This window comes from Rhizobium sp. J15, assembly GCF_002531825.1.
Lineage (GTDB): Bacteria > Pseudomonadota > Alphaproteobacteria > Rhizobiales > Rhizobiaceae > Rhizobium.
Genome location: NZ_NWSX01000074.1, coordinates 1 through 18690 on the forward strand (window position 1 = coordinate 1; position 18690 = coordinate 18690).

Below are 18690 nucleotides of genomic sequence, written 5' to 3' on the forward strand. Positions count from 1 at the left end.
CCCTACCGTCACCTACGCCACGTACTGGGACACGATCGGTAAATGGCCAACGCGGTTGCTTTGTGATCAGCCGTTATCTTCGACGAACCGAATAGCGTCTTGCAAGAAGCTCCGGAAATAGTCAGGATTTTCGCACATCGGAAAGTGCCCAAGCCCCTCCATAACGACATGACGGCTGCCAGGAATGAGGGCCGCTAGCGCTGCTCCGTCTGCAGGCGTCGCAGAGTAGTCATAGGTCCCGGAGAGAAGAACGGTCGGTGTTCGCTTGGCATCAATCTTCGGACCGACGACGGCACCGTCGAACTCGTCGCTGTAGAACGAAAGATCGCCGGGATAAACTCCAGGAGCACCCTGCGAGTAGATCCAACTGGCGCGGCGTCGCTCTTCTTGCGGGCTGAGCGGGCTCATGATTCCGCGGACATAGGCTGAGTTATGAAGCGACCCATGAACGTTGACGTTGTGTTGAAAGGGGTTGCGACGGCCCTTTGACTTCAACGGCGGCTCGACCGCAATTACACCCATTAGACGTTCCGGTCGCTCCGCCGCCAGCACCATGCACATCGCCGCGCCCATAGATCCTCCAACGACGATAGCTCTGTCTCCGACGAGCTGGTCGAGTATCGCCGTGCACCAGGTCAGGTAGAGATCCGTTGTGAGTTGATAGGGCGAGCCGTCCCAAGTTAAAGGAGGCATCGAACGTCCGTGAAACGGCAGATCAACTGAGATCAATCGGTTCGTACGCGCAAACCCAGTGTCGGAGAGTTGCGGTAGAAACTGACGGCCGTCTGCGCCAGCCGTATGGAGGAAAAGGATAGGAGTTCCTGCACCGGCTTCCTCGTAAAAGATATCGTGTTCTACGCCGCCGACCTCTACCCGCTTATAGCGTCCGGTGACCTGTTCAATATTTCGATCGACCTTCGGCGCAACTAGGGGCGGAGACGCTACGACGATTTCGAACAGTCGCTCCAGAGCGGGACGCGCTTGAGCGATTGCTACGGGCGAACCAGATAACGTGAACTCAGGGTTAGCGAGTTGAAAGGCGGTGAACGAATGGTAGGTTGCCGGCGGCGGCACCTGCATAACCTTTTCCCAAGCTCCTTCTGGGGCACTCAGTATGACGTCAGCATTTTCGTCCGCGCCGTCCAGTGCGACTATCCCGCCTCCCACAGCAAGTGATGACTTTTCTGGTCCAACTTGCAACGAGATCCGTGTTGTAAGACCTGGGGTCAGTCGCGGTAGCTCCGGATCTTCGATCGCCAGGGTTACGCGTTTAATCAGCTCGGCATGGGCGCCCATACGTCCTCCCTAACAAAATGATGTTGTTGGGAAGCCGCACTTCCTGTGTCTCACCTCCCATAAGAGAGGTAAGCAGATTTTCAGACAATCTGTCAACCTTAGCCGTCGCCTGAACTTCGTTTTGTGGAACTACTCGGAGGTTTCGACGGGGTTCTTGCTCAAGTAGTCCAACGCCACCTTAGCCGCGATTTCGATATGGCGCTTGCAAAGCGCGGCTGCCCTGTCGCCATCACGCAACGCAATAGCGGCCGCAATCTCTCTTATTTCGAAAACGCTGTTCTGCAGCCGCCCTGGCTGGGTCATCGATGTCATCCGCAACAATGTGACCCGGTTGTGCAACGACGTGAGCATTTGCTTCACAAACACGTTCTTGCTGCCGGTCATCAAACAATCGTAAAAAGCGGTCTTGGCTTCGATGATCCGCGTTCCGGAACCGCTCTTGGCTGCGGCTTCGAACGCTTCCACGGTCTCGAGGAGAGCAACGATCTCTTCATTCGAACCGTTCTCGGCGAACTCCTGGCCGGCAAAGCTTTCAAGCAGCGCGCGTACACTATAAAGCTGCCTAGCCTCCTCGTAGCTGATAGTGCTGACAACCGGCCCCCGATGCGGATAGCTAGTAATAAGCCCTTCAGCTTCTAACTGGCGTAGCGCCTCGCGAACTGAAGTTCGGCCAACCCCGATAAGTTCGCACAACTCGCGCTCCACCAGCCGCTGCCCGGGCTTGAAACGGCCACTTGAAATAGCCTGCCGGAGCTTATCCTCAACAAGGATTCGAAGAGAGGCGTTTTGACGTCTAATCTGGAGGTCGATCGTTCCCATTCACAACAAACCTTCGATGAAATTTCTAGTGACGCACAGAATCAATATACTGCCGGAGCGTTTCGTAGGACAACCCGATTGTCTGCAAACAGCAAAAAATTTCAATCGGTTTATTGTGGGTCACAGGAGAACTCTAGCGAACTGGAGGTCTGGCGCAAGGGGAGAAAATTTCTGTAGCACCTCAGGGTCATGACCCGGAATGATGAGTCCGTTTGCTCCGGCAAGGACGCGGAGCTTGTTGTAACCCTCGATGACCTCTAGGTAATCTGCAAACAGGGGAAACGCGCCGTCATTTTCAAGATAGTGCTGGAAATGAAGCGCGTCGGAAGCGATAACCAGCAAAGCGCCGCCTGTTGCCACCGTAACAACTTGCAAACCTTTCGAGTGACCGCCAACCAGATGCACCCTGCATCCAGGAACAATTTCCCCATCCCCATCATGGAACCGTACCCGTGACTGAAAAACGAGCCGGACCGCGTCGACGACACCTTCTGTAGCAAAAGGCCGACGCATTCGCTCATGGCACATACACCGCCCCGTTCCATACGCCATCTCCCGATCCTGAATGTGAAAAGTGGCGTTAGGAAAGGCCGGGAGGTTTCCGGCGTGATCGTAGTGCAGGTGTGTCACAACGACATCAGTAATTTCGCTGGATTTGATGCCAAGGCTGCTCAGTGCTGCCACCGGATGGATCAAGAGGGTCCGCCCTCTGGCCGCGCCCTCTCCGGCTTCGAAACCAGTGTCAACAAGAATTAATCGGTCCTCGAGACGGATCAGCCACACGAAGTAGTCGATTTGTGATGGACGATCATGAATGTCATTCGTCTCTAGTATCAGGTCACTTACTGGTCTTTGCGCGGTGCCGTAATGGATGGCGAGCACTGTCCACTCGTTCAAGAGAATTCTCCCCGCCATCAGTCCATCAAGACTAGGTGTCGATTGATCTCGGCCCTGTCAAGACGGTCGAAAACCTCATTGATCTCATCAAGGGGGCCAGTGCTCGACAGCAATTTGTCCACTGGCAGCTTACCTTTGAGGTAAAGGTCGATATAGCGGGGTATGTCGCGCGATGGCACGCAGGAACCCATATAGCTGCCCTTGATCGTTCTCTCCTCTCCGACCAACGGCAAGGGCGAAACCTCGAAACGGGAATTTGCGCTGGCCAGTCCGGCCGTAGCGGTCATCCCTCCGCGCCGGGTAATCTCATATGCAAGCTCGAATGCCTTTTTGGATCCAGCCATCTCTATCGCGTAGTCTACCCCGCCGCTTGTCGCGCCTTTTACTTGGGCAACAATATTCGGCGAGGTGGCCAAAAAAGTCTTCGTCGCTCCCAGCTCCTTGGCAAGATCCAGCTTCGCTTGGATTAGGTCGATCGCCACGATATCGCTTGCACCGCTCGCAACAGCGCCAAGTATCGCCGAAAGGCCTACGCCGCCGAGCCCGATTACCGCCACACTACGGCCTGGGCGGACCCCACACGTGTTCATCACAGCTCCAACGCCGGTCATAACGGCACAGCCGAAGAGAGCAGCTGTCGCCAAATCGATATCTTTGGTCACTTTGACTACCGAGCTCGCCGACACGACAGCATATTCGGAAAACGCAGAAACGCCGCTATGGTGGTTAATTTCGTATCCTCTCAAACGGATGTGCTTGCCGCCGGATAGAAGCGTTCCTGCAGCATTGGCCTGGTAGCCCGGTTCGCAGAGGCTGGCGCGGCCTTCAGCGCAATATGAGCAATGGCCACAAACCGGCAGAAATGACATGACTACATGGTCACCAACCTCAACCTTCTCGACACTCGGTCCGATTGCTGCGACGACGCCAGATGCCTCATGGCCTAGAGCGACTGGAAGCGGACGCGGTCTGTCCCCATTGATTGCGGACAGGTCAGAGTGGCAGACACCGGCAGCCTTGATCTTGACCAACACCTCCATGGGGCCAGGCGGCGTCAGTTCCACAAGCTCAATCTTAAGAGGTTTCGAATTTGAATAGGGCTTCGGCAGACCCGACTCCCTGAGGATTACCGAACGCATCTGCATCTTTGAAATTCCTTATCGATGTGCAAGCAACTGCATTGGAGAGGGGATATAGCGGAATCCGTCTCCGTTTCGCACCACATGCCCGGCACCTGGCCATGCGAAGTGATAGGACATTACCGCAATGCGATCTGTCGCCAGCATATCAAGCACGCGCGTGCGGGATCTAGCTGACAGCTTCGGGTCCGTGTCGTATCGGAATTCCATCATCGGCCTCTCCATCAACAGGATATGATGGTGCGTAAGGTCGCCGAGAAAACAGAGGCGATCGTTTCCCGACTGCAGCATAAAACAATGATGACCGAGCGTGTGGCCGGGGGCCGAAATCGCGTGAACGCCCGGCAAGAACTCCTCGCCGTCTTTGAAAAAGAAGGTCCGATCCTTGTGGGGAAGCAGGTTTCGCCGAGCGTTATCGATTTGAAATTGAAATGAAGAATCGATCGACGACCCGTCCGTCCAGTCCGTGAAGTCTCGCTCACTGATGAAGATGTCGGCGTTCGGGAAATTTAACCTTCCATTGGCATCGCACAGACCGCCGATATGATCGATATGGGCGTGCGACAGAACCACCGCATCGATCTCCGTCGGATCTCGACCTGCCTCTCTCAGGCTGGCTAGGAGTCGACCTGTGGTGGGCCCGAAAGCTTTGGAAGACCCCATCCCGGTATCAAATAGAATTGTTCTTCCATTTATCTCAACAAGCGGCACGTTTTGCTCGAGTACAACTTTGTTCGTTGGCAGGAAATTGTCCTCTAGCATCAGGCTGACCGTGCGTGGCTCTACCCCCAAGAAGTTCAGGCGAGGATCTCCTAGCTCTAACGGCCCGTCGGACAGTACCGTGATTTTTCCATCGCCAAATTCGAACGGATAAAAATACGGAAGCTTGGCCAGGTGATGCATACTAAGAGACACTGATTTTCCTCCCATCAGGTGCTTGGCGACATTTTTGGCAGATTGTATGATAATCTGTCAAATATTTTTGAAGAAAGCCATATCGAGAGCGACTGCCTTGCTTTAGGAGCCGGTGTACCGCGTTTTCCCCGGCCTACCGAATGCCGCGCAGTAGGAGCAGAGCATTCGAGAATGCGGCTCGCGGGGCCGCACAACGCATGGTCGTTGACCCAGCGTTGCCCCCTGTTCCGCGAAAAACCGCAGACATTCAGAGATTGACGAGGCTCAAGTTGAGTTGTCTCACAGCGCGCACCGCATCACCGTCCATCAGACAGGTGACATTTTCCCTTATTCGCGCTCATCATCGCGAAGCGGCGTAACGATCTGAAACGAAGCCGGTGGCGGACGCGCGCACCCAAAGAGCGATCAATTCCATCTTCGGCAGGGCCTTGCTGTAAAAGAAGCCTTGCGCCGAACCGCATCCGTTCGCTGCGAGAAATGCTGCCTGCTCGGCGGTCTCAACACCTTCCGCCACCACGTCCTGCCCAAGACATTGTGCAATGGACAGAATCGCTTTGACCAATTCTTCGTTCCTTTTGTCCGAGCTATTTATGAATGACCGATCGATCTTCAGCGTGTCGATCGGGAAGCGGGCTAGATAGTTGAGCGCCGAGTAACCGGTGCCAAAATCATCGATAGCAATCGAAAATCCCATTTGACGCAGCTTAAGAAGCGTCTGCAGGGTCTCGCCCTTCCGATCGAGAAGCAGACTCTCCGTGATTTCGATTTCGATCCATTCCGCGCGGCAACCGGTTTCACCGAGGATTGCAGCGATCTCGTTTACCAACCGTGAGCATTGGAATTGCTTACCCGAAAGGTTGACTGCAATCTTGTGCAGGTGGTGGCAATCGGCGTTCAGCTCCTTCGCCGTCTTGCACGCTTCACGCAGCACCCATCGCCCGAGTTCAACGATCAGCCCGGTATCCTCAGCGACCGGAATGAATCGAACCGGCGGAATCATGCCCATCTCGGGATGAGGCCATCTCAACAACGCTTCCGATCCTATCATTACGCCGCTGTCCAGAAGCACCTTGGGCTGGTAGTGCAGCTCCAATTCTTCGCGCTCGATAGCGCGGCGCAATTCAGATTCCAACTGCATCCGCTCCTCCACGCCCACAGTCAAATCCTTCGAATAAAAGCGAAAACTGTTTCTCCCCGAGCGTTTGGCAAGATACATCGCAGAGTCGGCGTATTTCACCAGATCGTTGACATCTGTGCTGTCGTCGGGCGAGATCGCGATGCCTACACTGCATGACACGTAGACTTCCTTGCCATCCAATAGGAAAGATTCCTTGAATCTCTCGAGGATCGAGCACGCAACCCAATCGAGATCGTCGGTTGTCTGGATTTCCGGCAACAGAATCGCGAACTCGTCGCCGCCGAGACGCGCAACCGTGTCGAGATCGCGGACAGATTTCTTAAGCCGGGTAGCGACCTGGCAGAGTAGTTGATCACCCACAGGGTGACCCATCGTATCGTTCACGACTTTGAAATGGTCGATGTCAATCAGCATTACCCCTGTCCGCCGACGTTGAGACGACGCGTCACTGACGACCTTTTGCAATCGCTCGTTAAACAGCAAGCGGTTCGGCAAAGAAGTCACCGGATCGTAAAAGGCCATTTGCCTGATTTTTTCCCGCGAGGCGTTCAGTTCCGTGACATCGCGAGAGACCCCGAGGACTCCTGTAACCTCTCCCCCGGCGCCGAGGACCGCAAGTTTACGTGTTTCGAGAAGAATGGACTGACCGTTCTCCGGGGAAACCACCCAATTCTCGTCGATAAGTATGCCACCGGCTTCGATCGTGGCCTCATCAGATTTTCCGGAAATGTGAGCTCTCTCAGCCCCGAACAATTCAAGGTCCGTTTTTCCAACGACCTCCGCCTCCGATTTCCCGGTCAGCCGCTCAAATGCATGATTGCACAACAGGTGTACGCCATCGACATTCTTTACCCAAACCATGTCAGGAATGGTTTGCAGCACACTTAGCAATTGCGTCCGCACGGAGTTGATGGCGTCTTCCGCCTGCCTTCGTTCCGTGACATCACGCGAAAATGCCAGGAGCGTGGTGGCGGCGTCAGGATCGGCGCTTGGTCGTCTAGCCACCGACAACTCGAACCATCGGGTCTCGCCGTTTGGCAAGGATACGCTAATGCATCGACCGTAGGCAACTCCTTCACTGCTTGCAGTTCGAAGCGCCTCCATTGCAATAGCCGCTTGATCAGGCGCAAGAACTTGGTCGACCGTCCTACCCAGTAGCATTTCCCGCTGCTGGGCTAGTAGTTCGGGATTTCTGGTCCAGACCTGAAGATATCGCCCATCCTCGTCGACCTCAAACAGAACGTCTGGAATAGCGGTGACGATCCCTTGGGCTAGTTCGAGAGCGTTTTTGAGTTCCTGCTCCGCCAACTTGTGTTCGGTTATGTCGATGATAACGCCAATCAGACCCGCGGGCTCGTCGTCGTGACCTCTGAAAACTGCCTTGTTGCAGACAACATCCAGGATGGCGCCGTTTGCGAGAGCGATCTTACGCTCGGAGACTTGGGCTCCACCCCTTTCAAGAAGGCCTTTCTCTTCAATAGAATAAATTTCCGCCAGTTGCGTTGAACTGAGATCAAAATCTGTATTCCCGATGATCTCGTCGCGCGAGCGACCGAGGAGATCTTCGAAAACCTTGTTGCAACCGACATAGCGACCGTGCAGATCTTTGAAGAAAATTGGGAGGGGCAACACGCCGATCAATGCTTCAAGCAGCGCTCCTCGGTCGGCTGAGGTATCATGATGCAGCGCTTCGTCTCTCCGGCGATTGCGCCTTTTCTGAAAAAAGGAGCGTTGCCAAAGCGGTTGTAAAGTCGAATTCATCGTGAAGCTCCTTACCGAGGGCCAAGACAGATGCATCATCCATCCGATCAGGAATTCCGGGAACGCCACCCAAATCATTCGAGCAACAAATTGATGCAGATATGTCAGTAAGGCGTCGAACCGCGCGTCGGCCTGAGCCGGATAGTGCGGTCGGAAATGAACTTTGCTTTCACATTCGAAGCAACAACCTTCGCGGCAGCACGTAGATCGAAAGGCGCAATGAGTATGTTGTCCCGTTTGGCGAGAGGAGGGCCGGAGGAAGAATGCTACCGCGGAGCAAATATGTTCGTTGGAACCGGATCGCTTGTCTCATGTCTCCTGAGGCGACCCGGGCATTTCCCAATTTGAACTGTCATTCCTTAGCGCAGCCTACCTTGCACGAGAGCCGATCATGAAGGCACCGCATTCCACACAGACCCCGCATGCGATCTTCAATCGGCCGGCTTCCAGGAGAGCGGATCCGCTGGGTTATCGAAATATTTAGCAGCAGCGCTGGCAGACCACCAAGCTGTATTCTTCGGCTCGATCCAATCCTCAGAGTTAGGATCGCAATCAGCTGGCAAAACCGCCATTACATCCTCTATGGTACTGGGAATTGCTGGCCGCAGGATTGTCTGAATTTTGGGGCCCTGTCCCTCAAGAGTTCGCATCATTACGTCCCATACGAAACCCGCCTCAGAGCGCGGCGGCCAGAAATGAAAACTCTTGCTTACGAAGTCGGGGTTCCGTCGCCAGTAACAGGCTGCCGAAGCTTCGCCCCCTAGAACGATTGGGATCATGTCGCGCCCGGACTGGCGCACCGCGTTGATAACACCATTCTCAGCTCCCGACTGAACGATAATACCATCAATTCGACCGGGATTCGCTGCAAGGAATTTTTGCACCTCGGCCTGCGCGACCTTGTCTGTCCACTTCCCGTCGACATGACCTACGATCTTTATCTCGGGATAATACTCCAGAGCCTTCTTTGCGCCGACGTCAAAGCTGTCCGAGGAGGCAAAGCCGGAGATCCCCGAAACGAGAAGCACATTGCCACTTCCTTCGATTTCTTCAGCGAGCCACTTCGCCGCCTCAAACCCGCCTTGCATGTTGTTCTCAGTTGCGTTGACGGCGAACGGCGATGTTACGTAACCAGAGTACGAGAACACAGGCACTCCTTTTGAATACGCATACTCTATCGTAGGATTAAGCGCCGTGAGGTTCGAACAGCAGATAATAATTGCATCAACGCCGTCGTCTACCATCTGCCGCATCTGCCTGATCTGGACAGCGTCTTCAAGATTTGACTGGGTGACGATGAACTCGGAGACCAGCCCCGCTTTCTTGAAAGCTGGAACAATCTTGTTTGTGAACTCATCAAGAATACTCGCACGCCAAGAATTGTCAGCATATGTCGATGCGTACCCAATTTTCCACGGCGGTGCTCGCTGTGCCTTAAACGTGCGGAAGACAGATTCACCTGTAGGCAACTTTGGATCGAGCAACTCGTAGGTTTTTCGTTCCTCCCGCGGCAATTCCGTAAGGCCACCGGCGGCCGCTACAGAAGGGATCACCAAGCCGGTGATTAGAATAATGGCTCTTGTAATTTCACGTATGCGCACGGATTTGATACCTCTCGTGTCTCTGAGCATTGCAAAGCAGTTGATCTCTTGAAGGTTGATCGGCTCTAGGTGGGTTTTTTACAGTCAGACGGGCGGCGAAAGGGAGACCAAGAGCCTAAGGCCGGATTTCGCTTCCGTAAGCGGATTTCCCTTCAGTAGAACGCCGCTATCACAGTGGCCATCCGACGCGTGGCAGTCTCGTTCGATGCGTAGCTTACGCCACTAACCTAACCCGACGCGTCGACTTATCTTCGGTCAATTTGAATGAAGCGAGCCGCTCGCTGAGTTCGTTAGTCTGATCCGAGAGAGTCTTTGCCGCGGCATTTGTCTGCTCGGCCATGGCAGCGTTTTGTTGTGTTCCCTGGTCAAGTACATTGACGTTATTGTTGATCTCGGCGAGGGACGCCGCTTGCTCGCGGCTCGAATTGACGATTTGATCAATCCGATCGGAAATCTTCAAGATCGACGCCGTTATGTTGTGTAACGCCTCACCTGCTTTCCCCACGTAATCTGAGCCGATCGCCACCTCCGAAGAGGATTCCGAAATCAGGTGGCGAATCTCGCGGGCTGCAGCTGATGATTTCTGGGCAAGTTCGCGCACTTCCTGGGCTACGACTGCAAAACCCTTTCCGGCATCTCCAGCACGAGCCGCCTCGACACCAGCATTTAGTGCCAAAAGATTTGTCTGGAACGCAATCGTATCGATCAAACCAATGATTTGGCCGATCTTGTGGGACGCGTCTTCTATTCTGCCCATTGCGTTGATCGCATCGGTCACAATGGTTGCCGCACCCTCGGCGTGTTCTTTAACAACGGACACGAAAGCCTGGGTTTCATAGGCATTCTCGGATGATTTTCTGACCGTGACCGTCACCTGTTCGACGGCGGCCGCAGCCTCCTCCAGTGAGGCGGCTTGCAATTCAGTTCGCCGCGACAGATCATCTGAGGCTTTGAAAAGCTCGCTGGTTCCCCATTGAATTTGATTGGTATTCTCGTCGATATGAGACACTGTCTCTCTCAGGATCGAAAGCGAGTGATTGAAATCGCGCCTCAGCGGCTCAAGATTGGGATGGAATTGGCGGTCAATTTCTTGAGAGATGTCGCCACGCGCCAATCGAGATAACGCCTCTCCTAGAATGGTGACGGCAGTTGCGACCTCCTCCTCCATCTGAGCGCGTTCGCGTTCACGATCCATCCGCTCCTGTTCAACGGTTTTCCTATCGGCTTCCGTTCGTGTCTCGATGTCCATCTTCGAGACAGCATTTTCACGGAAAACCTCGAGTGCGCGAGCCATTTCACCTATTTCGTCTCTCCGGTCACGCCCGACAATCTGCGATCGAAGATCGCCCTTTGCCAGCTCTTGCATGCGCTTCGCGATCCGTTCGATCGGGGCGCGAAGTGTCGCCATCAGGCCGGCGCCAGCCGCCAAGGCTACCAAGACGCCGGACACTGTGGCGATAGTTGACAGCAAGCGGGCAAGATTGCTTTCATTGCGAGCATCGTTTTCCTGAGTTGCTGCAAAGGTTACGAGGTTTTTCCAGATCTCCTGGCCGGTTTTGTCCGCCTCAGAATATTGCGCTTGGCGGGCTTCCGCTATCTTGACCAGCTTCTCTGTGTTCTCTTGGATAGAATCCACCTGGGCGAATAGATCTTCCTGCATTTTATCGAAGCCAGATATCGAGCTGGCAACGCCTCCAACTGCCACGGTGTCACGCGCCAATTTTGTAAGTTGCTCAACGAGGCGCTGCTGATTCTCTGCGTTGGCTGTACGGAACAGGTTATTGATTTCGATTTCGATCGAATCGGCGTCCTGGCCGATCGTTGTCGCCGTCGCAACAAGCATTTCGGAATCCGTCAACGCTTTATCCAACGCCCGGATCGCATTTGTTCCTTCAATCATGTGCTGGATCGCATCCACTCGCAGGTTCGTCGCAAAGCTCTGTAGGTCAGAGCCGGCAAGCCGTGTGGAAGGGTCGACAAATTCGGGGTTGGCGATTAGCTTGGCGATAGTCCTCTCTATTTTAGTAACGGCCTGCTCGTCAGCAGTCGAGACTACCCGCTTAACTGTTTTTAGCGACTTTTTGATCACAAGCCCTTGCTGGGCGACAGTCGGAGGCTGCTTCGCTCCGTCCGGCAAGCTCACCAAGTCTTCCGCCATGTGTTGCATAACTGATGCCGTATCGAGTGAGCGGGTAGCCTCCCGGAGCATGGTTTTCCCGGAGTTCTCCTGATTGCGTACTTGTGAGCGCACATCAACCGCAGCCAATTTAAGGGCGCCTCCGACCTCCTTGATCTTCGACAAGTTGGAAACAATGTCGCTGCGAACGGATTCCTCGTCATTATGCAAAGACCACATGCGGCCGATGCTGCCCGAGATAACGGACATTGCCGATACACTGTTTTCGAGCGCACCAGTATCGCTCCCGCTACCTGCCGCCGCTTCCTGGAGCGACTGCATGGTTGCACTCTGCCCGTTTAAACTTGTCAGCGCCTCATCTCGGTACTCCGTTGAGCTTTGCGCCAAAAAGCGGTTCATGCTTTCCGCGACACTTCGAAACCCGCTCAAGGTCTGAAGAACCTCATTTGAAAGCCGAAGACGAGACTGAAGCAAGCCAGTTGCTTTTAAGCCGACCCCACCAACTGCCGCCAATATCAGGATCAAGGGTACAAGTACCAATAACACCTTTGCTCTTATGGTAAAGGTGGACAACAGGCGATCGACGAACATACTTACCTCCAAAGGGCTCAAACGGTGCTGGGGCCTCGCTTTTGGAATAGTAATGTTTGAGCCTGAACGAACATGGATAAGAGTTTCACTAAAACAATCGAAACTTTTTTACGTGTTGTTAGGATTTGACCTCTTACCCATTGCGTCTTTCGAGAAACTTAACGGAAGGTTAATACCTGCAGATTTGCCGGATCAGAACGTGGGAGTGGATCTATCTGCACCGAGGATCGATCTCCAGCACGTTCCCTGTCAGCTTTCCGGACAGTTCCGAATTCGCCAGGAATTGCACGGCGTGGATCACTGTTCGAAGCACGTCATTTTCGCTTGAAGACGTAGAATTCACATCGCTGGCGTGTACAGCATTTATCCTCAGCCCGGAACCGAAATATTGCCTGGCAATTGCGGAGGTAGTAGTGCGCAGCGCCGCTTGAAGGACGGCTTCTGCTTCCAGCGAGGTCGTCTCTTCGAACCATGCGACGTCCACTACGGCAAGCTCCGCGCCCTGAAGTCGAGAGCTAAAGGCACCTGTAACTCTGATTAGATTGGATACGGCATCAAGCCCCAGATTCGCGCTGGATAGCGATCCCGTTACAGTTTGGGTTGTTTCATTTCTGCGGAAAACTATGTTCACCAGAACGTCGACCCGTCTCCAGCGCAAATACACCTGGTCAGCCATTGAGTTGACGTAAACGTCTCTGTTCGGGTTGACTTTGACCGGTAAAAAATTGTTTCCCTGGCCTTCAGCCAGGGAGGCGAAGTCGGCGGGATTGGCGTCGCCTACGGCGACCCGATAGCCTTTTTCTATAAATGAGCGCGCCAAACAAAGACCAACAGGATTTGACGCGCCTATCAAGACACAGACTTTTTCCCCAGGAGAAATGTTGGCGTCACTGTCACGTTCAACCAGTACCTCGGTCGATGGAGTATGACACGCCTTGTGAGTCAGAGACGCTTGTATCACGCGCCGGTCGCCGCTTCCGGCAGATTAAGAAGGTCGACAATTTGTGCATTTTTGGCCAAGTTTAGCACTTATAACTCCCGGTCCGTCGCTGCGTCTCCCGCGAACAAGCAATGCGCGGGCGATATAGTAAAATTTTTGTCCGACAATCTGTCAATTCCTTTTTGCGATTTTCGGCGGACACATGTCGAGACCGGCGTCATTTTGAGGCCTCATGCCCGCAATTCCGTAAGCATCGGTATTCCGACACCCGGTTGAGTTTGATGTGGTCTTTCCTGTTAGTCTTCTCTCGCCGCCACGTTCCGATTTGATCGCGCTTTTCGCGTTCGCGCGGCACAGACAACAGCACGCCTATGGCAGCACAAGCTGTTTGACCATCATCAGGTTTCGTCCTTAAGCTCTTCTTTTGCCCAATCAGACGCCCGGAGTGCGTACCCGCTAAGAAGAGCGCAAAGTCAACTCAATGCGACGAGGCGCGGCTTACGCATTGATATTTGCCGCGACCGCCTCGCTTAGTAGGCCAAAAGAACTCGTCGACGTCTTTGCGTCTCCGAGTGTTGAGCCTGGAGCGTGCCTCTCTGATACGTCATAACCGAAGTATGCTGATGCGCAGGTTAAGAGGACCAGCGTGTGGCGAAATCGTGGGGCCATCCTACAGCACAATCATTTTTCTCCGTGTCGACTCAACGGCCTCCAAGGTGGGTTGGCGTAGGTTCTCTCCCACTCACAGCACTCCCACCCTTCCCGTGACGGGCTGCGATCGAAAGCAGCCCGTCACCCCTCGCCTTGGGAGGCATCTTTAGATTGATTTCCCGTGCGGGAACTCCACTAGAACCGTGGCAGATTTCCCTAATGCTGCCTTGCCTTTGATCAGGAATAGCATTAACATATATCAGACAATCTGTCAATCTGTTCGAGGCTTGTGGAAGCCAGTCATCGCATCATTAGAGGCTTCCCAACTGCAGCGCTGAAAAACTAGGAGGCCATCTCGAGCGGGAGAACGTGGATGTCGGTGCTGGTGATGATCCGCCATGACGAAAGCCTAGGGAATGAGAGATTCAACCGGCCTCCACAAAGGTCCGAATCGGTCATGTACGCGATCAAAATCGCTCGCACGCCATCCGGTCTCGAGCTTTGAAGGTTTGGAAAACTAGTCCCGGCATGTGCGAGTTGGTGTTCATAGATAGGTTTATATTGGATGACCGAAAGTTTGTTCAACAAGCCCGATGAAGGGACCTTAGTGAAAGACAACTTTATCGAGGGCTCCGATCCCGAACGTCTTTTGCCTTTGATATCATCGCCCCTGGCGTCCTCTGACCTTGCTCAACACGACAGTAGATCGCTTAACTCTCGCTGCAGTGGAATTTCCCTTTTTGGCGTTGCGGATGCCTATCATGAAGAGGCGTTCTCGGTCATGATAGATTCCCCAGTTGACGTCGTAACGGTCTTCCTGCCGGCGTCCGGGAATGCAGTCTTTCATTGGTCTGGGCAACAGGTAGAGTCGCCGCATGTTGCAAATGCTCCGCTGAATGCCCGACAAGATGGCATAAGATCTCAACTGTCATTGACGATCGATACGCAATCCTTGCGTGACAAGCTTTCTCGCATGCTCGATCGGACGATCAGCGGAAATCTGCAAATTCAGCCGACCCTTGATCTTGCATCGAGCGCGGGAACGCTCATGCGAGAACTAGCCCTGTCTGCCCATCGCGGCCTCAGTGCCGGGGGGGCTCTGCGACAATGCCCGTCGGCCTATAGCTCGCTCCTCGACGCGATAGAGTACCTTTTGATCGAAAGCTGTATGCATCGCTATACCGATGAACTTCGTCGTCCGGCTCCGTCTCCCACGCCTCGCCACGTGAAACGGGCAATGGAGTTTATGGAAGAGCATATGGCTCAACCCATTTCCCTTAACGATATCGCCGCTGCGGCCAAGGTCAGCGTGCGGACTTTGCAGCACGGCTTCCGACAATTTCGTAATACCAGCCCCACAATGCACCTCCGAGACTTGCGTATGTGCGCAGCTCGACAGGAACTGCTGCAAAACGGCGCTAAAATCAGCGTTTCGGAAATAGCGCTTAAGTGGGGCTTCACACACCTCGGCCGTTTTGCTGCAGAGTACAAGAGACGTTACGGCGAACTGCCATCTAAAACAGTGCATATGAGCGATGTTCTGCCGCATAGGCGATCTATGTGTGCTTCGCAGGCCTCTCCGCCCGAAAGCTGACCCGGAAATAGCCCTTCGCGATGGCGCTGTGGTTCGCAGCGCTCCACCGGGCTATACCATCGCTGCGCCCTTAATTTTTCGGTCTGTCGCCACAGACGGTCAGCAGCCGAGCGTACAGTGCTTCAAGGTGATTGGTGATTTGGATCATTTGCAGCCGCTCTTGCTCCAGGCGCTGCGACTGTGCATCTTCGTGGCTTTCTAAGTGGGTATCTGTCTTAGCCTGTTGCCCGAAATTGATTGCGATAACTTTGGACATCTTCGAACTCTCGTTGAATTTCGTTAATACTCCGCGTCTTGAAGGAAGACAGTCGCGGAAGGTGAAAAAGCAAAAGTCTGCTAGGCAGCTGCGATGCGTCCTGATTGGTGCCAAACCTTTGCTCAAAACTAAGGAAGCATTCCATCCCTTGTTCAAGCGGAGTGATTCCGTAGCTGAAGGTTGGGTCGAAGTCGCGCCTAAGTGCGAACCGGTTGGATCCGATCGCCGTTGATCGATAGAATGCCAGAGACCTGATCGACGACCGGGCCGATGATACCATCTGCTACCTCAACGACGACAATGGCGCTGTGGCTAGACCGATGGCATTGGTTATCTCGGCAGCAAGCTCTATCACCGGAATGACAGAACCGGCAGATCCCTGAACCGAGAACATGCGTTAGGGGCAGCGGCGTCGCCTCTGCTAACCCCCGGATTTCCGGGATCAACGTCGTCTTCATGCAGAACTGCTGGCTGCCAGATGGAAACCGATAATATCCTGCGGTGAATTATGACATGATTCATTAAAACTCTTCCCATTCCTTAGTCGCGACAGCGGCTGTAGTACGTCCGCCGAAGGCGCCGGCAAGCTTCTGGGAGAGGGCACGCGCTGGCGAGGCGGCCGGCTTACCGTTCTGGTGGGCAACACGCCGTACAAAAGTCGAACCGTCGAGCCTGAAGCGCGCAATAAGCCGCGCCAGATTGGAAGCCTCATCCGCCAACCGGTTGGTGGCCGCCGTCGATTCTTCCACCATCGCCGCATTCTGCTGGGTCGTCTGATCCATCTGGTTGACCGCAGTGCTGACTTCCGCCAGCCCGGTCGATTGCTCTCGTGCCGCCGTCGAGATCGTATGAACGTGCTCGTTCACCTTGATCACGTGGCCTCGGATTAGACCAAGGGCATCGCCTGTGGCCGTTACCAGCCTGACCCCAGTTTTGACCTCGTCGCCGGACCGGTTGATCAGCGCCTTGATATCCTTGGCGGCAGTGGCGGAGCGCTGTGCCAGTTCACGCACCTCCTGAGCCACAACGGCGAAACCCTTTCCAGCGTCACCCGCACGCGCCGCCTCGACGCCGGCGTTAAGGGCCAAAAGATTGGTCTGGAAGGCGATCTCGTCAATGACGTTAATGATCTGGCCGATTTCATCCGAGGCCTGCTCGATGCGGCCCATGGCGGCGACCGCGTCTTTGACAACCGCGCTCGACTGCTCGGTGCTTCTGCGTGCCTCATCGACCATATGGCTGGCTTCCGTGGCTCTTTCTGTCGAGCTTTTTACCGCCACCGTGATTTCCTCAAGCGCCGAAGAGGTCTCCTCCAGGGCCGCGGCTTGCTGTTCCGTGCGCTTTGAAAGGTCGCCTGAGGCGATGCGCATCTCGCCGGCTCCGCCGTTGATCGTGTCGACGGCGGAGCGAACCTCGCCTAATACGGATCGAAGGGCTGCCATGGTGGCGTTGACATTACTCTTCAGTTCACCAAAGGCTCCCTGAAACTCGCCGCACATGTTTTCCGTCAGATCCCCATCGGCAAGCGCTGAGATAACTCGGCGAGTTTCGGCGATGCCCCGGTCAACAGAGGTGACCAGCTCATTGACGCTTCCTGCAAAACGGTCGAGAGCCGCATCGCCGTATTTCTTGGTGATGCGATGGGTGAAGTCACCGGCTACGGCGGCTGACACCACCTCGGCAATGCTCGACTGCAAGTCGGCGCTCTTGGCCTGCAACGCGGCCTCCTGCGCGTTCAGATCGCGGGCCTTGATGCTGTTTTGCTTGAATACCTCAACGGCTCTCGACATCTTGCCGATTTCGTCGGCGCGCATTGCGAAAGGAACCTCAGTGTCGAGATTACCATCTGCCAGTACGCCCATCGTGGTAGTCAACCGCGAGATCGGATCGGTAATCTTCCGGATGCAGTAAAGCAGGGCTATAATGCCCGTCGTAGTTGCCAGCGCCATGGCAAGAATGGTGACCAAAACCGTCGATGAAACGGCGCCCATCGTGTTTCCGACGGCCGCGACTCCACCACGCTTGTTAACTGCGACATCCTGGTCAAGGAGCGCTCCGCTATCATTATACAGTTTCGTCGTGGCGTCACTCGTTAGAAGAGCAAATGCTTCATCCTTCTTGCCTGCCTGCATTAGTTTAACAATCCGCTCGCCATCCTCCTGATATTGCGTCCACAAAGCGGAGAACGCGTCATAGGCCTGACGCTCCTCGCCGGATGTCACCATCGGCTCATATTCACCACGGGCATTCGCGAGATCCTCCATCTTCTGGCGGAAGGTGGTGATATTATGCGCAAGGCTCGTCGAATCTGATGAGTTTGTCACCAGCCTGAACTGCAGGATGCGGTAGTCCCCGGTGATCGTATTGATCCGATTTATCACATCGATCGATGGCAGCCAGTTGCTGGCAACTTCGGATATATTGCTCCTAATGGACAGCAGCTTGACGATACTCACGATGCCCTGGCCCGCCGCGAGAAGAGAGAGCAGAACAAATATCAAAGATAAAGCGAGTCTAATGGACTTGGGCATAAAGGCAAACCTTTTAGGTGAGGTGGACGATCGACTTGTCTACTCAAATCTTCCAATTGCCGTTTCATTCATTCGAACGGCAGATCAATCTTGTGGGTCTGTGACATAGCTGAGAATACCTATTGGTTGCGTTGGTTAATGAAGCCTTTCCTGCCCGTCTCGAATGCAAAAAGACGACGTTTTAAGGATAGTCAGGCGTCCAATGGATCGTCCGCGCTTACAAGGAGGATGCAGCCGGCAAAATTTCATTTGGCGCCGTTCGAAGAGCATCATCGTTTTCAGCAACCGAGTTTCGCCCCGCCACGAGCGACCTAGAGCAAGTCCTGCGATCGATGAATCGATTGTGATGTGACGGCGTCCATCGAAGCTGATTCAACTCCACAGAGAAGAGGTGGATGATGGGACAGGCCCTGAGCGATGATCT

Annotated in this window: 12 protein-coding genes; 1 reads left to right on the top strand and 11 read right to left on the bottom strand. The window is 54.3% G+C overall.

Annotation, left to right across the window (positions count from 1 at the left end):
- Positions 1-66 precede the first annotated feature (66 nt).
- From CO670_RS31380 to CO670_RS31425, 9 genes are all read right to left on the bottom strand, one after another.
- Positions 67-1296, bottom strand: coding sequence for an alpha/beta hydrolase (locus CO670_RS31380; RefSeq protein ID WP_008534369.1), 1230 nt, complete (start codon positions 1294-1296; stop codon positions 67-69).
- Between the two features lie 129 nt (positions 1297-1425).
- The gene (locus CO670_RS31385) at positions 1426-2115 is read right to left on the bottom strand and encodes a GntR family transcriptional regulator (RefSeq protein WP_004673291.1); all 690 of its coding nucleotides are present in this window, start codon (positions 2113-2115) and stop codon (positions 1426-1428) included.
- Positions 2116-2235: 120 nt separating this feature from the next.
- Positions 2236-3030: an N-acyl homoserine lactonase family protein gene (locus tag CO670_RS31390; RefSeq protein WP_018247149.1), complete on the bottom strand. Its 795-nt coding sequence runs from the start codon at positions 3028-3030 to the stop codon at positions 2236-2238.
- Entirely contained in the window at positions 3030-4157 is a 1128-nt protein-coding gene (locus CO670_RS31395) for a zinc-dependent alcohol dehydrogenase family protein (RefSeq protein WP_004673287.1), read from the bottom strand. The genes CO670_RS31390 and CO670_RS31395 overlap by 1 nt, the downstream gene beginning before the upstream one ends.
- Before the next feature lie 12 nt (positions 4158-4169).
- A complete protein-coding gene (locus tag CO670_RS31400; RefSeq protein WP_237350508.1) occupies positions 4170-5066 on the bottom strand; it encodes an MBL fold metallo-hydrolase in 897 nt (298 codons plus the stop codon).
- A gap of 340 nt (positions 5067-5406) precedes the next feature.
- A complete protein-coding gene (locus CO670_RS31410; protein ID WP_004673285.1) occupies positions 5407-7965 on the bottom strand; it encodes an EAL domain-containing protein in 2559 nt (852 codons plus the stop codon).
- A gap of 431 nt (positions 7966-8396) precedes the next feature.
- On the bottom strand, positions 8397-9596 hold the full coding sequence (locus CO670_RS31415) for an ABC transporter substrate-binding protein (protein WP_018247148.1): 1200 nt from the start codon (positions 9594-9596) through the stop codon (positions 8397-8399).
- A gap of 184 nt (positions 9597-9780) precedes the next feature.
- Positions 9781-12294: a HAMP domain-containing methyl-accepting chemotaxis protein gene (locus tag CO670_RS31420; RefSeq protein ID WP_097593910.1), complete on the bottom strand. Its 2514-nt coding sequence runs from the start codon at positions 12292-12294 to the stop codon at positions 9781-9783.
- A gap of 211 nt (positions 12295-12505) precedes the next feature.
- A complete protein-coding gene (locus CO670_RS31425) occupies positions 12506-13147 on the bottom strand; it encodes an SDR family oxidoreductase (RefSeq protein ID WP_010031458.1) in 642 nt (213 codons plus the stop codon).
- A gap of 1303 nt (positions 13148-14450) precedes the next feature.
- Between CO670_RS31425 and CO670_RS31430 the strand changes: the two genes are divergently transcribed.
- Positions 14451-15479, top strand: a complete 1029-nt coding sequence (locus CO670_RS31430) for an AraC family transcriptional regulator (RefSeq protein WP_097593911.1) — start codon at positions 14451-14453, stop codon at positions 15477-15479.
- Positions 15480-15549: 70 nt separating this feature from the next.
- Here CO670_RS31430 and CO670_RS31435 read toward each other — a convergent pair whose 3' ends face one another.
- Both CO670_RS31435 and CO670_RS31445 read right to left on the bottom strand, forming a co-directional pair.
- Positions 15550-15735 carry a hypothetical protein gene (locus tag CO670_RS31435; RefSeq protein ID WP_004673279.1) on the bottom strand — a complete coding sequence of 62 codons (186 nt, stop codon included), beginning with the start codon at positions 15733-15735 and terminating at the stop codon, positions 15550-15552.
- Between the two features lie 521 nt (positions 15736-16256).
- Positions 16257-18266, bottom strand: coding sequence for a methyl-accepting chemotaxis protein (locus CO670_RS31445; protein WP_004673275.1), 2010 nt, complete (start codon positions 18264-18266; stop codon positions 16257-16259).
- Positions 18267-18690 lie beyond the last annotated feature (424 nt).

What these genes read in the sequence shown, in the direction of transcription:
- CO670_RS31410 (WP_004673285.1), bottom strand. Translation starts at nt 7,965, where the DNA reads ATGAATTCGACTTTACAACCGCTTTGGCAACGCTCCTTTTTTCAGAAA.
- CO670_RS31385 (WP_004673291.1), bottom strand. Translation starts at nt 2,115, where the DNA reads ATGGGAACGATCGACCTCCAGATTAGACGTCAAAACGCCTCTCTTCGA.
- CO670_RS31420 (WP_097593910.1), bottom strand. Translation starts at nt 12,294, where the DNA reads ATGTTCGTCGATCGCCTGTTGTCCACCTTTACCATAAGAGCAAAGGTG.
- CO670_RS31390 (WP_018247149.1), bottom strand. Translation starts at nt 3,030, where the DNA reads ATGGCGGGGAGAATTCTCTTGAACGAGTGGACAGTGCTCGCCATCCAT.
- CO670_RS31395 (WP_004673287.1), bottom strand. Translation starts at nt 4,157, where the DNA reads ATGCAGATGCGTTCGGTAATCCTCAGGGAGTCGGGTCTGCCGAAGCCC.
- CO670_RS31430 (WP_097593911.1), top strand. Translation starts at nt 14,451, where the DNA reads ATGACCGAAAGTTTGTTCAACAAGCCCGATGAAGGGACCTTAGTGAAA.
- CO670_RS31445 (WP_004673275.1), bottom strand. Translation starts at nt 18,266, where the DNA reads ATGCCCAAGTCCATTAGACTCGCTTTATCTTTGATATTTGTTCTGCTC.
- CO670_RS31380 (WP_008534369.1), bottom strand. Translation starts at nt 1,296, where the DNA reads ATGGGCGCCCATGCCGAGCTGATTAAACGCGTAACCCTGGCGATCGAA.
- CO670_RS31415 (WP_018247148.1), bottom strand. Translation starts at nt 9,596, where the DNA reads ATGCTCAGAGACACGAGAGGTATCAAATCCGTGCGCATACGTGAAATT.
- CO670_RS31435 (WP_004673279.1), bottom strand. Translation starts at nt 15,735, where the DNA reads ATGTCCAAAGTTATCGCAATCAATTTCGGGCAACAGGCTAAGACAGAT.